Origin of the sequence: Salipiger abyssi (genome assembly GCF_001975705.1) — a bacterium.
GTDB lineage: Bacteria > Pseudomonadota > Alphaproteobacteria > Rhodobacterales > Rhodobacteraceae > Salipiger > Salipiger abyssi.
In genome coordinates, this window is record NZ_CP015093.1 from 657,898 (window position 1) to 672,361 (window position 14,464).

18 protein-coding genes are annotated in these 14,464 nt (G+C 65.8%); 7 read left to right on the top strand and 11 right to left on the bottom strand.

Translation table 11 applies throughout. The features are described 5' to 3' along the window. Positions 1 to 13 precede the first annotated feature (13 nt). The 5 genes from ybeY to miaB all read right to left on the bottom strand — a co-directional run bounded on the left by ybeY (position 14) and on the right by miaB (position 4,210). Entirely contained in the window at positions 14 to 496 is a 483-nt protein-coding gene (gene ybeY / locus Ga0080574_RS06725) for an rRNA maturation RNase YbeY (RefSeq protein ID WP_076696339.1), read from the bottom strand. Between the two features lie 93 nt (positions 497 to 589). Then, positions 590 to 1,570: a PhoH family protein gene (locus tag Ga0080574_RS06730; protein WP_076696341.1), complete on the bottom strand. Its 981-nt coding sequence runs from the start codon at positions 1,568 to 1,570 to the stop codon at positions 590 to 592. A 151-nt stretch (positions 1,571 to 1,721) separates the two neighbouring features. Next, positions 1,722 to 2,039: a hypothetical protein gene (locus Ga0080574_RS06735; protein ID WP_076696344.1), complete on the bottom strand. Its 318-nt coding sequence runs from the start codon at positions 2,037 to 2,039 to the stop codon at positions 1,722 to 1,724. Between the two features lie 10 nt (positions 2,040 to 2,049). Next, positions 2,050 to 2,661: an OmpA family protein gene (locus Ga0080574_RS06740; RefSeq protein ID WP_076696346.1), complete on the bottom strand. Its 612-nt coding sequence runs from the start codon at positions 2,659 to 2,661 to the stop codon at positions 2,050 to 2,052. A gap of 241 nt (positions 2,662 to 2,902) precedes the next feature. Next, positions 2,903 to 4,210, bottom strand: coding sequence for a tRNA (N6-isopentenyl adenosine(37)-C2)-methylthiotransferase MiaB (gene miaB, locus Ga0080574_RS06745; RefSeq protein ID WP_076696348.1), 1,308 nt, complete (start codon positions 4,208 to 4,210; stop codon positions 2,903 to 2,905). A gap of 204 nt (positions 4,211 to 4,414) precedes the next feature. On the opposite strand from miaB, the gene Ga0080574_RS06750 reads away from it, so the two are divergent. Then, positions 4,415 to 5,284 carry a hypothetical protein gene (locus Ga0080574_RS06750; protein WP_076696350.1) on the top strand — a complete coding sequence of 290 codons (870 nt, stop codon included), beginning with the start codon at positions 4,415 to 4,417 and terminating at the stop codon, positions 5,282 to 5,284. Continuing rightward, positions 5,275 to 5,775 (top strand): GNAT family N-acetyltransferase, encoded by a 501-nt coding sequence (locus Ga0080574_RS06755; RefSeq protein ID WP_076696352.1) that lies wholly within the window; start codon positions 5,275 to 5,277, stop codon positions 5,773 to 5,775. Before Ga0080574_RS06750 ends, Ga0080574_RS06755 begins: the two co-directional genes overlap by 10 nt. A gap of 7 nt (positions 5,776 to 5,782) precedes the next feature. Here Ga0080574_RS06755 and Ga0080574_RS06760 read toward each other — a convergent pair whose 3' ends face one another. Both Ga0080574_RS06760 and irrA read right to left on the bottom strand, forming a co-directional pair. Next, on the bottom strand, positions 5,783 to 6,469 hold the full coding sequence (locus Ga0080574_RS06760; protein WP_076696354.1) for an FAD-binding oxidoreductase: 687 nt from the start codon (positions 6,467 to 6,469) through the stop codon (positions 5,783 to 5,785). A gap of 123 nt (positions 6,470 to 6,592) precedes the next feature. Further along, complete coding sequence (gene irrA / locus Ga0080574_RS06765) at positions 6,593 to 7,012, bottom strand: iron response transcriptional regulator IrrA (RefSeq protein ID WP_076696356.1); 420 nt, start codon at positions 7,010 to 7,012, stop codon at positions 6,593 to 6,595. Positions 7,013 to 7,189: 177 nt separating this feature from the next. On the opposite strand from irrA, the gene fabA reads away from it, so the two are divergent. From fabA to hisA, 5 genes are all read left to right on the top strand, one after another. Continuing rightward, the gene (gene fabA / locus Ga0080574_RS06770; protein ID WP_076696358.1) at positions 7,190 to 7,699 is read left to right on the top strand and encodes a bifunctional 3-hydroxydecanoyl-ACP dehydratase/trans-2-decenoyl-ACP isomerase; all 510 of its coding nucleotides are present in this window, start codon (positions 7,190 to 7,192) and stop codon (positions 7,697 to 7,699) included. 15 nt (positions 7,700 to 7,714) lie between these two features. Next, the gene (fabB, locus tag Ga0080574_RS06775; protein WP_076696360.1) at positions 7,715 to 8,944 is read left to right on the top strand and encodes a beta-ketoacyl-ACP synthase I; all 1,230 of its coding nucleotides are present in this window, start codon (positions 7,715 to 7,717) and stop codon (positions 8,942 to 8,944) included. 30 nt (positions 8,945 to 8,974) lie between these two features. Further along, on the top strand, positions 8,975 to 9,766 hold the full coding sequence (locus Ga0080574_RS06780) for an enoyl-ACP reductase FabI (RefSeq protein ID WP_076696362.1): 792 nt from the start codon (positions 8,975 to 8,977) through the stop codon (positions 9,764 to 9,766). Positions 9,767 to 9,829: 63 nt separating this feature from the next. Next, positions 9,830 to 10,465: an imidazole glycerol phosphate synthase subunit HisH gene (hisH, locus tag Ga0080574_RS06785; protein ID WP_076696365.1), complete on the top strand. Its 636-nt coding sequence runs from the start codon at positions 9,830 to 9,832 to the stop codon at positions 10,463 to 10,465. Positions 10,466 to 10,668: 203 nt separating this feature from the next. Further along, on the top strand, positions 10,669 to 11,391 hold the full coding sequence (gene hisA / locus Ga0080574_RS06790; protein WP_076696367.1) for a 1-(5-phosphoribosyl)-5-[(5-phosphoribosylamino)methylideneamino]imidazole-4-carboxamide isomerase: 723 nt from the start codon (positions 10,669 to 10,671) through the stop codon (positions 11,389 to 11,391). Positions 11,392 to 11,504: 113 nt separating this feature from the next. Here the strand turns inward: hisA and Ga0080574_RS06795 are convergent, their stop codons facing one another. Genes Ga0080574_RS06795 through Ga0080574_RS06810 form a run of 4 tightly spaced genes read right to left on the bottom strand, consistent with a single transcriptional unit; the run spans position 11,505 to position 14,364 of the window. Then, positions 11,505 to 12,527 (bottom strand): endonuclease/exonuclease/phosphatase family protein, encoded by a 1,023-nt coding sequence (locus Ga0080574_RS06795; protein WP_076696369.1) that lies wholly within the window; start codon positions 12,525 to 12,527, stop codon positions 11,505 to 11,507. A 6-nt stretch (positions 12,528 to 12,533) separates the two neighbouring features. Further along, entirely contained in the window at positions 12,534 to 13,226 is a 693-nt protein-coding gene (locus tag Ga0080574_RS06800) for a molecular chaperone DjiA (RefSeq protein WP_076696371.1), read from the bottom strand. 41 nt (positions 13,227 to 13,267) lie between these two features. Further along, positions 13,268 to 13,747, bottom strand: coding sequence for a GNAT family N-acetyltransferase (locus Ga0080574_RS06805; protein WP_156876321.1), 480 nt, complete (start codon positions 13,745 to 13,747; stop codon positions 13,268 to 13,270). Then, positions 13,744 to 14,364 carry a VOC family protein gene (locus Ga0080574_RS06810; protein WP_076696373.1) on the bottom strand — a complete coding sequence of 207 codons (621 nt, stop codon included), beginning with the start codon at positions 14,362 to 14,364 and terminating at the stop codon, positions 13,744 to 13,746. The genes Ga0080574_RS06805 and Ga0080574_RS06810 overlap by 4 nt, the downstream gene beginning before the upstream one ends. Positions 14,365 to 14,464 lie beyond the last annotated feature (100 nt).

Consider the following 14,464-nt stretch of genomic DNA (forward strand, 5'->3'; position numbering starts at 1 on the left):
GGCGCCCCTTCTGTCATGAATATGGGTTCGCCACCCCCAGTTTGCCAAGTATCCCGACCTCGAGAGTTTCCATAACCGTGGCATCCGCGTCACGGATATGGTCATAGCCCAGAAGGTGCAAGATTGCGTGAACGATCAAATGGGTGATGTGATCGGCGGCGGGCTTGCCCTGCTCGGCGGCCTCGCGCTGGCAGGTTTCCCAGGCGATGGCGATGTCGCCCAGCTCTTCGGGCATCCCCTCCTCGCCGCCTTGCGGCGGCTCCTCGGGGCTGCGCTCTTCCGAGGGCCAGGAGAGTACATTGGTGGGCGTGGGCTTTTCACGGAATTCGGCGTTGAGCTCGGCGATGCGGGCGTCGTCGCAGGCCAGCACCGCGATCTCGAACCCGTCGGGGTCGAGCCCGAGATGGCTGAGCGCCGCGCGCGCGGCGGTCTCTGCCAGCGTCTCCAGCCCGGCCTGCAGCCAGCGGTCGTCTTCGAGAATGACATCGGTGAGCATGGGATCTCCGCAGCGCAGGGCGGGGGCGCCGCCCCCTTCGGCACATGCGTGCCTCACCCCCGGGATATTTTCGGCCAATGGAAACGGCGCGGGTCAGGCGCCGGTCGCGATGTCCTGCTCATAGGCGTCGATGATGGCGGCGACAAGCGGGTGTCGCACCACATCCTTGCCGGTGAAGTAGTTGAAGCCGATCTTCTCGATGTTCTTGAGCAGCCGCTCGGCGTCCTGAAGCCCCGAGGGCACGCCGCGCGGCAGGTCGACCTGGGTGCGGTCGCCGGTGATCACCATGCGCGAGCCCTCGCCGAGACGGGTGAGGAACATCTTCATCTGCATGGTGGTGGCGTTCTGCGCCTCGTCGAGCACCACGAAGGCGTTCGACAGGGTGCGCCCCCGCATGAAGGCCAGCGGCGCGATCTCGACGGTCTTTTCCTCGCGCATCTTGGCAAGCTGCTTGCCCGGCAGGAAATCGTTCAGCGCGTCGTAGAGCGGCTGCATATAGGGATCGACCTTCTCCTCCTGCGTGCCGGGCAGGAAGCCCAGCCGCTCGCCCGCCTCGACGGCGGGACGGCAGAGGATGATCTTGTCGACGGCGCCGGTGATCAGCATGTTCACGCCCACGGCGACGGCGAGATAGGTCTTGCCGGTGCCCGCCGGGCCGATGCCGAAACACATCTCGTGCTGGTAGAGCGAGCGCACATAGGCCTTTTGCGCGTCGGTGCGCGGCTCGATGAGCTTCTTGCGGGTCTTGATCTCGACCTTGCCGCCCTCGAACATCTCGAGCTGCGATTCGGCGGCATCCTCCTCGGGGGCGAGGCGGAATTCGCGGTCGATATCGGCGCGGCCCACGCTGCGCCCCTGTTCGAGCCGCTGATAGAGCGCCGAGAGCACGTCGCGCGCCGCCGCCTGGGCCTCTTCCGGCCCGTGGATCGCCAGCTGGTTGCCGCGGCGGAGGATCTGCACGCCGGTGCGGGTCTCGATATCGGTCAGGTTGCGGTCGAACTCGCCGCAGAGATCGATCAGCAGACGGTTGTCGGGAAATTCCAGGATGGCTTCTGTGAGGGTGCCTGTGTTCACGCATGTCTCCTGCGCTTGGGATCGTGTTCATGGTGCCAAGCGGCGCGGCTTTGGGCAAGCCCCTGCCGCGCGGCAACCGCCCTTGAAACGCAAAACGACCGCGCGGTGGGCAACCGCGCGGTCGGGGTTTGACAGGTCGCCATGACCAGACTCAGAGCGGGTCGCCGATGACCGAGGTCGAGCCCTGCTTGAAATCGCCGGTGGCCACCGTCGGCGGCGCCACGCCGGAGCAGATCGGCTTGCCGTAGCGGTCGTAGCGGCGGGCAAGATAGCCCTCGACGCCATCGTCGGCGATCCAGTTGTCGCAGCCGTCCGGATCGACCCAGACGCCCCACTTGATCTGGCTGAGATCGTCACGGTCGATCAGGTTGACGTCCTTGCTCTTGTCCGGGCCGATGGGCATGTCGCCGGCACAGGCCGAGAGCATCGAGGCGGCGCCGAGAACGAAGGCGAGTTTCACGAGTTTCATATCCGTCTCCTCAGCGCACACACAGGATTTCGACGCGGCGGTTCTTGGCCATGCCCTCGACGGTGCGGTTGGTGGCGACCGGGTAGGATTCGCCATAGCCGCGTACATCGATGATCCGGGCGCCGACCGATTGCGCGACCGAGGCCACGGCGTTGGCGCGGTTGTAGCTCAGGCGGCGGTTGTATTCGTCGCTGGCGCGCGCATCGGTGTGACCGACGATGATGAACCCGAAGGCCGAGGCGTTGCGGAAGAACTCCTCAAGCCGACCGCGGCTCTTGGGCCAGATATTGTATTTGTCGGTGGCGAAATACTGATCGGTGTTGAGCGTGCCGCAGACATTGATGTCGCGGCAGACCGGACGGCCGTCCGGCGTCATGCGGGACACGGCGTAACCCTCGACGCCATCGTCCATCACCCAGATCTCGCAGCCGTCGGGCGAGATCGAGATCCCCGGAATATAGCGCTCGCCCTTGATGGTGCGGGTGTTCTGCGTCGAAATGAACGGTGCGATCCCGCCGTCGCTGCCGGCAGCAACAGGGCCAACGGCCCCGGTGGCAGCGAGACTGGCCAGCGCCACAGCGCCGAACACGCCCCGGATGGCTTTGGAAATGCGATTTGCCACAGCCTCTGTCCCTTTTACTTGGTGTTTCCCCCAGATGCCCCGGAGCCGGAATCGGACATCTCGGTGCAAAGTTACTATAATCCAAGACATTAACAGACAAATCCGGTCTGTGAAGCGAAAACCACCAGATATTGTGGTTAATCGCGGGACAAACCACCCCAAGTGCCACAATTGTCCGAGCATTTTGCGCAAACGCCGGGAATATGGAGATTTTTTCGCGCTTTTCTCCGGGCGCTGGCGCTCAGGCCAGCACGCCCTTGAGCGAATTGGGCCCGCTCTCGACGATCCGCACGCGGCGCAGATCGCCGGGCGCGAGCCCATCGGCCGCCACATGCACCGCGTGCAGATAATCGGATTTGCCCACCATCTGGCCCGGCATCCGCCCCGGTTTCTCGAAAAGCACACCCAGCTCGCGGCCCACCATGGCATCCTGCAACGCCCGCTGTTGACGGGTGAGCAGCGCCTGGAGCCGCTGGAGCCGGTCGTCCTTTTCCGCCTCGGGCACCTGCGGGCGCTCGGCGGCGGGGGTGCCGGGACGTTCGGAATACTTGAACGAGAAGGCCGAGCCGTATTCCACCGCTTCGATCAGATCCAGCGTCGCCTGGAAATCTTCCTCGGTCTCTTCCGGGAAACCGACGATGAAATCGCCCGACATGTGCAGATCGGGGCGCGCCGCGCGCAGCCGCTCGATCAGCCGCAGATATTGCTCGGCGGTGTGCTGGCGGTTCATGCGCTTGAGGATCTTGTCGGAGCCCGCCTGCACCGGCAGATGCAGATAGGGCATGAGCTTGTCGCAATCGCCATGGGCGGCGATCAGGTCGTCGTCCATGTCATTCGGGTGCGAGGTGGTGAAGCGGATGCGCGCCAGCCCGTCGATCCTGGCCAGTTCGCGGATCAGCCCGGCGAGCCCCTTTTCGTGACCGTGATAGGCGTTGACGTTCTGTCCCAGCAGGGTGATCTCGCGCACCCCGCGCTCCACCAGATCGCGCGCCTCGGCCAGCACACGATCCGCCGGGCGCGAGACCTCGGCGCCGCGGGTATAGGGCACCACGCAGAAGGCGCAGAACTTGTCGCAGCCTTCCTGCACCGTGAGAAACGCGGTGGGGCCGCGCTTGGCCTTGGGGCGGGATTTCAGGTGCTCGAACTTGTCTTCCTCCGGGAAATCCGTGTCGAGCGCCTTGGCGCCGTTGCTCGTGCGCGCCATCAGATCCGGCAGCCGGTGATAGCTCTGCGGGCCGACCACCAGATCGACCAGCGGCTGACGGCGCATGATCTCCTCGCCCTCGGCCTGGGCGACGCAGCCCGCCACGCCGATCTTGAGATCGGGCCGGTCGCTCTTCAGCCCCTTGTAGCGGCCAAGTTCGGAATAGACCTTTTCGGCGGCCTTCTCGCGGATATGGCAGGTGTTGAGCAGGATCATGTCCGCGTCTTCGGGCCGGTCGGTCTGGACATAGCCCTGACCGCCCATGGCCTCGGCCATGCGCTCGCTGTCATAGACGTTCATCTGGCAGCCATAGGTCTTGATGAAGAGCTTTTTCGGCTGGGTCATGGGGGACTCCCGGTCGCGCGGTTCAAGGGCGGGCGGATAGCGCAAAACCGGCGTCATGAAAAGGGTGTCGGACAAGGCCGGGCGTTTTGAGCGCCACCCACGGGTTTATGCGCGGCGCGAGCGGGGAAGACTGCGCGCTCTGCACCGCCTTGCAATACCCCGATTTTTCACAGAACCTGCCAGCAATTCCGATAGAGGCAGGTGATGCAGTATTCCGGACTGGAGGCGTTTCTGAAACAGGCCGGCCCTGCCTTGGGCGACGGCCCGGTGGCGATGGTGTTCTGCGAGGACGAGACCGAGATCGACACCACTCTGCGACATCACATCCAGACGGGCTTCCGATCCGTGCTGGCCTTCATGCCCCCGCAATTCTCCCTTGCCTCCGACCTGCGCACGCGCGTTCACCGCATCGACTACAACCTCACCGCCAGTGGCGCCGTGCGCCATGCGGTGAATGCGGTGAACGAGGCCGGGCCGGGGCTCTGGATGTTCTACTGCTACAATGCCGAATACCTTTTTTACCCGTTCTGCGAGACGCGCTCAGTGGGCGAGATGCTCGCTTTTCACGCCGAGGAACGGCGCGATGCCATGCTGACCTATGTGGTCGATCTCTATGCCGGCGATCTGGACCGCTATCCCGAGGCGGTGTCGCTGGACGAGGCCTATCTCGACCGTTCCGGCTACTACGCGCTGGCGCGCAACGATCCGGCCAATCACAACCACCCAAAGGAGCGGCAGCTCGACTTCTTCGGCGGGCTGCGCTGGCGCTATGAGGAGCATGTGCCCGCAGAGCGCCGCAAGATCGACCGTATCTCCGTCTTCCGCGCCAGGCCCGGGCTGCATCTGCGCGCGGATCACACCTTCGACGACGAAGAGTACAATACCTATGCCTGCCCCTGGCATCACAACCTGACGGCGGCGCTGGTATCGTTCCGCACCGCCAAGGCGCTGAAGCGCAACCCGGGCAGCACCTTCGACATCGGAAGCTTTCGCTGGCACAATTCCGCACCCTTCGAGTGGCATTCGCGGCAATTGCTCGATCTCGGCCTAATGGAGCCCGGACAATGGTTTTGACTGTCCGGACGCTGACGCCCGAAGATGCCGGGGCCTGGAAAGCGCTGCGGCTGGAAGCGGTCGAGACCTATCCCGACGCGTTCCTTGCCAGCGCCGACGAGGTGCGCGCGATGACGTCGGAGACGGTGGCCGGGATGCTTGCCGCCGCTCCGTCTCTGGGTCTCTTCGATGGCGCGGCGATGGTCGGCATGACCGGGCTGCGCCGCCTGCCCTTCGCCCGCGCGGCCCACCGCATCGAGATCGGCGGCTTTTATATCCGCCCCGCACTGCATGGGCAGGGGGCGGCGGATGCGCTCATGACGGGGATCGAGACGCATGTCACGGCCCTCGGGGTCTGGCAGCTCGAACTCTGCGTCGCCGAAAAGAACCCGCGCGCGATCCGGTTTTACGAACGTCACGGCTTTGTCCGGCAGGGGCGGATGCCCAATACGGTGATCGGCACAGACGGGCCGGAGACGGATCTCTTCTACACCCGCGATCTGCGGGTCTGAGCCCGCGTCAGTCGAATTCCTCGGTGACGATCGCGGGTTCTGCCACGCCAATCTCGCGCAGCGCTTCCGCCATGTCGTCGAGCATCGCGTCGGGGCCGCAGATATAGCAGGTATCGCGCCCGGGGCGCACATGCTCGCGCAGGAGCGCCGCGTCGATCTGTGCGGCATGGAAGGGGCTGCCCTCCTCCTCGGTCACCACGAAGCGGGTCGCGAGGCCCGGCATCTTCTCGAAACTGTCGCGCAGGATGATGTCGCGCTCGGCCTTGTTGGAAAACACCAGCGTGTTGCCCTCCAGCGTGCCGTTGCGCGCCAGCTTGTCGCGCAGGATGGCGATGAAGGGCGTGACACCGGCGCCGCCGGCGATGAACACGCCGTCGCCCTTGTCCTCGATGGCACCCCAGGGATCCTCGACCAGCATCGTGTCACCGGGCTGCATGCGGGCGATGCGCGCGGTCATGCCCTCATGGCCCTCGGCGCTTTCGGGATAGGATTTGATGACGAAATCCAGCGTCTCCTCCCCCGGCAGCGAGGTCATGGTGAAGGGGTGGCGCGCCTCGCGCCAGCCGTCGCGGTCGAGCGCCATGTCCACCGCCTGACCGGGGGTGAAGTCGAAGCTTTCGGGGCGCTCGAACACCAGATGCGATACGTCATGGGTGACGGGCTCGATGCTGCGGAGTGTCAGTGTGTGGGTCATGTCGTTTCTCCCTTTCGCAAGGCGAAACGAGCGGGCGCCCCGCGCGGTTCCGACCGCCGGGCGGGACGTCAAATCTTTTGGAAAAAGATTTGCAAATTCCTCACAAGGAATTTGCGGCGCGGATCAGCGGCGTTTGCGCAGGCGGATGACCACATCCACGGCGGCGATCTCGGCATCCTCGGGCACATCCGGCAGCCGCGAGATCACCACCTGATCGGCGGGCGCATCGGTCAGATGCCCCTCGTCCTCCCAGTAGAAATGCGGGTGATCGTAGGTGTTGGTGTCGAAATAGCTGCGGCTGCCGTCGACGATGACCTCTTGCATCAGCCCGGCGTCGCGGAAGGCACGCAGCGTGTTGTAGACCGTGGCCAGCGACACGCTCTCGCCATGTTTCTTGGCGGCGGCGAAGAGGCTTTCGGCGGTGACGTGGCGGTTCTTGCCGTCGCCCACCAGAAGCGCCGCGAGCGCAACGCGCTGACGGGTCGGCCGCAGGCCTGCCCGGCCCAGCCAATCGGTGCCTCTCTGTACGGCTTCTGACGTCATCACTGCTTCCGTCCGCGTTTCGATCCTGTCTTATATAGGGGAAGCCACCCCGGGAATTCAAATGAAAATCCGGATTTCGCCCGCCCGGCCCGCCGTGTCGGCAGGCTTGCATGCCGCGCTTTCACGGTGATAGAGGGGGCGCAATCTGAAACCCAAGGAACGAAGGGCCTCCCGCTCATGGCCGACTACCCCACCAGCTTCGGCAAGGAAGACCTGTTGAAATGCGCCCGCGGCGAACTGTTCGGCCCCGGCAATGCGCAGCTTCCCGAACCGCCCATGCTGATGATGGACCGCATCACCGATATTTCCGGAGATGGCGGCCCGAACGGCAAGGGCCATGTGGTGGCCGAATTCGACATCACGCCCGACCTTTGGTTCTTTGCCTGCCATTTCCCCGGCAACCCGATCATGCCGGGCTGCCTCGGGCTCGACGGGCTCTGGCAGCTCACCGGCTTCAATCTGGGCTGGCGCGGCTGGCAGGGGCGCGGCTATGCTCTCGGCGTGGGCGAGGTGAAGCTCACCGGCATGGTGCGGCCCGACCGCAAGATGCTGACCTATTACGTGGATTTCACCAAGGCCGTGCAGACCCGCCGCCTCACCATGGGCGTGGCCGATGGCCGCGTGGAGGCGGATGGGGAAACCATTTATCAGGTCAAGGACATGAAGGTCGCCCTGTCCGAAAGCTGAACCAGGAGTATGTCCATGCGCCGCGTCGTCGTCACCGGACTCGGGATTGTCTCGTCCATCGGCAACACTGCCGACGAGGTACTCGCCTCGCTGAAGGCGGGCAAATCCGGCATCAGCGCCAATGCGCAGATGCAGGAACACGGGTTCCGCAGCCAGATCGCCGGGGATGTCGATATCGACGTCTCCGAACATGTGGACAAGCGCACCCTGCGCTTCATGGGGCCGGGCGCCGCCTATGCCCATATCGCCATGCAACAGGCCATCGCCGATAGCGGGCTCGAGGAGTCCGACGTCGTCAATCCGCGCACCGGGCTGGTGGCGGGCTCCGGCGGGCCGTCCACCTCGGCCCTGCTCACCGCGCATCAGACCGTGCTGAAGACCGGCGGCACCAAGCGCGTCGGCCCCTTCGCGGTGCCCAAGGCGATGTGTTCGACGATCTCGGCGAACCTCTCGACCGCCTTCAGGATCAAGGGCATCAACTATTCCATCACCTCGGCCTGCTCGACATCGCTGCACTGCATCGGCAACGCCGCCGAGCAGATCATGATGGGCAAGCAGGACGTGATGTTCGCCGGCGGCGGCGAAGAGCTCGACTGGACGCTCTCCTGCCTGTTCGACGCCATGGGCGCGATGAGCTCCAAGTACAACGACACGCCCGAGACCGCCTCGCGCGCCTTCGATGCCGGGCGCGACGGCTTCGTGATCTCTGCCGGCGGCGGCATCCTGGTGCTGGAAGAGCTCGAACACGCGAAGGCGCGCGGCGCCAAGATCTATGCCGAGGTCACCGGCTATGCCGCCACCTCCGACGGGCACGACATGGTCGCGCCCTCCGGCGAGGGCGGCGAGCGCGCCATGCGGCTGGCGCTCTCCACCCTGCCCGAGGACCGCAAGGTCGGCTATATCAACGCGCATGGCACCTCGACCCCGGTCGGCGACGTGGGCGAGATCGAAGCGGTGCGCCGGGTCTTTGGCGACGGCAGCACGCCGCCGGTCAGCTCGACCAAGTCGATGACCGGCCACAGCCAGGGCGCCACCGGCGCGCAGGAGGCGATCTATTGCCTGCTGGCACTGCATCACGACTTCATCATCCCCTCGATCAACGTGGAGACGCTCGATCCGGCGCTGAAGCCGGAAGAGATCGCCACATCGCTGGTCGAGAATGCCGGGCTGGATACGGTGATGACCAATTCCTTCGGTTTCGGCGGCACCAACGGCTCCATGCTGTTGAGCCGGTATCGCGACTGATCAACAAGAAAAACAACGGGTAACTGGAACATGTCGGAGCTTCTGAAGGGCAAGCGCGGGCTGATCATGGGCGTGGCGAATGACCGCTCCATCGCATGGGGCATCGCCAAGGCGCTGCACGAGGCGGGGGCCGAGCTGGCCTTCACCTATCAGGGCGAAGCCTTCGGCAAGCGCCTGGAACCGCTGGCCGCCTCGGTGGGCAGCGATTTCATGGTCGATGTCGATGTGACCGACGACGCCTCGCTCGAAACGGCCTTTGCCGAGCTCGGGTCGCGCTGGCCCACGATCGACTTTCTGGTGCACGCCATCGCGTTTTCCGACAAGTCCGAGCTGACCGGGCGGATCCTCAACACCAGCCGGGCGAACTTCAAGAACTCGCTCGACATCTCGTGCTACAGCTTCATCGAGGTCGCCCGCCGGGCGCATCCGCTGATGGTGGAGAACGGCGGCACGCTGATCACCCTGACCTATGAGGGCTCGCAGCGGGTCGTGCCCAATTACAACGTCATGGGCGTGGCCAAGGCGGCGCTGGAATCGGCGACGCGCTATCTGGCCAACGATCTCGGCCCCGAGGGCATCCGCGTCAACGCGATCTCTCCCGGCCCGATGAAGACGCTGGCCGGCGCCGCCATCGGCGGGGCGCGCAAGACCTACAAGCATACCGACCAGAACGCCCCGATGCGCGCCAACGCGACGCTGGACGCGGTGGGCGGCACGGCGGTCTATCTGGTCTCGGATGCCGGCGCCTGTACCACGGGCGAGATCCTGCATGTGGATGGTGGCTTCCATGTGCTCGGCATGCCGCAATACGAAAACCTCTGAGGCCGGCGCCGCCTTCCGGGCCGCCCGCCTCTTCCGGACGACATTGAAGACAGGAGCGCGGCGATGCTGACGGCGATCATCGACTACGAGAGCGGCAATCTGCACTCCGCCGAAAAGGCCTTTCAGCGCATGGCGCGGGAAACCGATGCCGGCGAGGTCGTGGTGACCACCGATCCCGAGACCGTGGCCAATGCCGACCGCATCGTGCTGCCCGGCGACGGCGCCTTTCCGGCCTGTGCCGCGGCGCTTTGGCGCTCCGGCTGCTTTCAGGCCATGGTCGAGGCGGTGGAGACGCGCGGCGTGCCCTTCCTCGGCATCTGCGTCGGCATGCAGCTCCTTGCCCGCAAGGGACATGAATACGAGGAAACCGACGGGCTCGGCTGGATCGACGGCGAGGTCGAGCGGATCGTGCCTTCGGACGCCTCTCTGAAAGTGCCGCATATGGGCTGGAACGATCTGGTGATCGACACGGCCCACCCGGTGCTCGACGGCATCGCGACCGGCGATCACGCCTATTTCGTGCATTCCTACCAGATGCGCATGTCCGATCCCGCGCAGCGGCTGGCACATGTGGAGTATGGCGGCGACGTCACCGCCATCGTCGGGTGCGACACGGTGCTCGGCTTGCAGTTCCATCCGGAGAAAAGCGCCGCCACCGGCCTGCGCATGATCGCCAATTTCCTGCGCTGGCGCCCGTAACCGGCGATGTCCGCGCAAAAGCTTTTTCGCGCCGAAGCCGCATGAAAGGCAGAAAGCGCAATCCAGAGGTGTGAAATTGCCGCATTTCTGCATCACCGGCGGGCGTCGAATGTCCGTTTCCATTCGGCAATGACCTAAGCTCGGATTGCATCGCACCGCACGTCATGAAATTATCCACAAAAGACTGTATCGAGCAAAACGCCATGATCCTGTACCCCGCCATCGACCTGAAAGACGGCAAGGCCGTGCGCCTGCTTCGTGGCGACATGGACAAAGCCACCGTGTTCAACGACGACCCCGCCGCGCAGGCGCTGGAATTCGTCGCCGCCGGCTGTGAATGGCTGCATCTGGTGGATCTCAACGGCGCCTTCGCCGGCGAGCCGGTGAACGCGGCGGCGGTCGAAGCGATCCTGAAGACCACCAACACCCCCGCCCAGCTCGGCGGCGGCATCCGCGACATGGCCACCATCGAGCGCTGGCTGGAGAAGGGCCTCGCGCGGGTCATCCTCGGCACCGTGGCGGTGGAGAACCCGGCGCTGGTGCGCGAAGCGGCCGCCGCCTTCCCCGGCAAGATCGCCGTGGGCATCGACGCCAAGGACGGGCGCGTTGCCACCAAGGGCTGGGCCGAGGTCACCGATGTGGACGCGGTGGAGCTCGCCAAGAGCTTCGAGGACGCCGGCGTCGCGGCGATCATCTACACCGACATCAACCGCGACGGCGCCATGCAGGGCCCGAATACCGAGGCCACGGCGGCGCTCGCACGCGCGGTGACGATCCCGGTCATCGCCTCGGGCGGGGTCTCGTCGCTGAAGGATCTGCGCGCCTTGCGCGATTGCGGCGCCTCGCTGAACGGCGCGATCTCGGGCCGCGCACTCTATGACGGCGCCATCGACCTCAAGGAAGCGCTGGCGCTGCTGCGCGACTGAGCGCCCTCCCGTGCGGTGGGTTGGAAATCCACCCTACGGTTAAGCGTTGTCCCGGCGTGGAACGAGGCCGCAGGTGACCGCAGGGTAGACAATCCTGCCCACCGCCCCGCCTCTCAGATGTCGATATCCAGCGTCACCGGGAAATGGTCCGACGCGGTCAGCAGTGCCTGGCGCAGCTCCGGCGTTTCCCAGCAGACCGGGTCGTCGAACGGGTGCCAGATATGCCATTTCGGCCCCCGCGCCACAAGATCGGGCGAGACCATGATGTAATCCAGCATCGCCTGCAAATAGCGCTGCTCGCCCGAAATATAAAACCGCGCCGTCGTGGGCTGCGCCCCCAGCTTCGCATTCAGCGCCTGGATCGCATGCGGATCGAAGAGGCGCGGCCCGCCATCGCCCAGCACGATCTCGACCGAGCTGCGCCCGAAGAGATGCTCGTATTCGTCGAGCCCCGGCCCGTCGTTCAGATCGCCCATCACGATCACGCTGTCGCCCGCCTCCAGATGCGCCGCCACCCGCCGCCGCAGCCAGATCGCCTGGGCGAGCTGTTTGCGCCGGTTGGCGATGCCCAGCCGCATGATCTGGTCGCGGGTCTGCGCCCCATGCGGCGCCTTGGATTTCAGATGCGCCCCGATCAGCCGCAACACATTGCCCTTCGCGGTCACCGCCTCCACCTCCAGCGGCGGTTTCGAGAACACCACCTTGTCCTCGGTGGCGTCGATATCGAGGTCGATGCGGAACACCCCGTCGAAACGCGGCGCACCGCCATCGCCCTGCGCCGGGCCACGCTCGCCCGCCGGATCGTGGCGCGCGCTCAGCACCGCGGGATCGTAGAGCAGCGCGATCTCCTGCTGGGTGTCGTTGACGAAACCGGTCAGCACCTCGCGGGTGCGCAGGTCGAAGACCGCAGCAAAGCTCTTCAGAGAGCGCGTGGTGTCGCGGCGGGAATTGCCGTCCGGCGCTTCGATGATCATCACCGCATCGGCATCCATCGCGGTAAAGACGATACCCAGCGCCTCGATCTGCTGCGCCCGGGTGATGTCGTGCCGCGCCGACCAGCCATCATCGACAAGCAGCGCGCCGCTCTCGTCGAAAAGCGAATCGAACCACTCGACATTGTAGGTGGCGAGCCGCATCCGCGCTCAGGCCTCCTGACGCTCTTCGCGGGCCGAAATCTCGCTCCAGGCGCGGTTGATGTCGATGAGCCGCTTTTCCGAGAGCTTCACCGCCTCCTCGGGCACGCCGCGCGCCTGCATCACGTCGGGGTGGCTGTCGCGCACGAGCTGGCGCCAGTGGCGGCGAATCTCGGGCATGGGCGTATCGGGCGTCACCCCCAGCACCGCATAGGGGTCGGGCGCCGCATCGGGCACGAAGCGGGCACGCAGGGCGCGGAAATCGGGCTGCGGCACGCCGAAGATCTCGGCCACGCGTTCAAGGAACTGATCCTCGCCGGGGTGGTAATGCCCGTCGGCCACGGCGATGTGAAAGAGCCCCTCCATCAGGTCGCAGACCGGCCCCGTGGAGCTGCCGAACATGCGGCGGATGCGGCGGGCATATTCCTCGAACCCGGCCACGTCCTGCCGGGCGAGGTTGAAAACCCGCGCCGCCGCCTTCTCGTCCTCGGGCGCGATATAGAACACCTCGCGGAAGGCGGCGACCTCGTTGCGGGTCACCTGCCCGTCGGCCTTGGCCATCTTGGCCGACAGCGCGATCACCGCGATGGTAAAGGCCACACTGCGTTCGGGAGGCTGGCGCAGACGGTCAAAGACCGCGCCCAGCCCCTCGCCCTTGGCCAGCGCGGAAAGCGCCTCGGAAATGCGGGTCCAGATCGACATGGGAGGATATTACGCTGTCCGCGCGGAACTGTCAGGGCGGCTCAGAGAAATTTCTGCATCAGCACAAGGTCCATCCAGCGACCGAACTTGTAGCCGACCTGCGGCAGCCGTGCCGTCTCGCGGAAACCGATGGCGGTATGAAAGGCCACGCCCTCGGGGTTTTCCGCCGAAACGCCGGCAAAGAGCGAATGCACCCCCTGCCCCCGCGCCACCTCTTCGAGCGTGCTCATCAGCGCGCGGCCCGCACCGCGCCCGCGCGCGGCGGGCGACAGGATGATCGTGTGCTCCTTGGTGCGCGCATAGCCGGGGCCGGCGCGGAAGGGAAAGAAGGTGGCAAGGCCCAGCAGCGCGCCCTCCGCCTCCGCCACCTGAAAGGCCGGGCCGCGCGTGGCGATATCGGCGGCGAGGCCGGTTTCGGTCTTGAGTTCGGTGCTGAAGGTGATGGCGGTGTTTTCGATCCACGGGTTCCAGAGCGCCACCAGCGCCGCTGCATCCTCCGCCCGCGCCGGGCGGACGATCATTGCAGGATCCTCACCTGACCCTGCGCATTGCGCAGCTCGGCCCGCAGCCCCGGCGCGTCGCCCGTCGCGAAGCGCACCAGCGGTGCGTCGAGATACGGCACCAGCAGCGCCTCCAGCGCTTCGGCCTCGGGATGGGTGACGACCAGCCGGGCCAGCGTGGTGCCGGAGGCCGAGAGCATAGCGCCGGCGGGCACCGGGCTGCGCCACTCGATCAGCGCCGGGAACATCCCGTCAAAGGGCAGCATGCCGTCCTCGGGCACCGACATGACCCAGCGCAACCGCCCGCGCGACAGCTCGACCGGGCGCCCGGCCATGGGCAGCGCCGCGAGCGCGGCGTCCATATCCGTCACCCGGCAGATCCACTTGTCCAGACGCGCCGGCCCCTCGAACCGGTCGAGCCCGAACCAGCGCGGCTCCTCCGGCGGGGGGGCCGCAGGGTCGATGGACATGGCTTCGAGATAGAGCCCGTGCCCCAGCCCCAGAAGCTGGTTATGGGTGCCGTAGCGCGGGTGTTCCCCGCCCGGCAAAAGCGGCATGCCAACCGCCGCCTCGGAATGCGCGACCGCCTCTTCCAGGCTCTCGCCCAGCACCGCGATGTGATCCAGCTGAAGCTTCATCCGCCATCCGCTCGTCCTGACCCGTTCGACCCAAGATAGGGCGCGGAAATCATTAAGGAAATGGCAAAAATGCACAAGCGACCCAAACGCATGCGCCGGA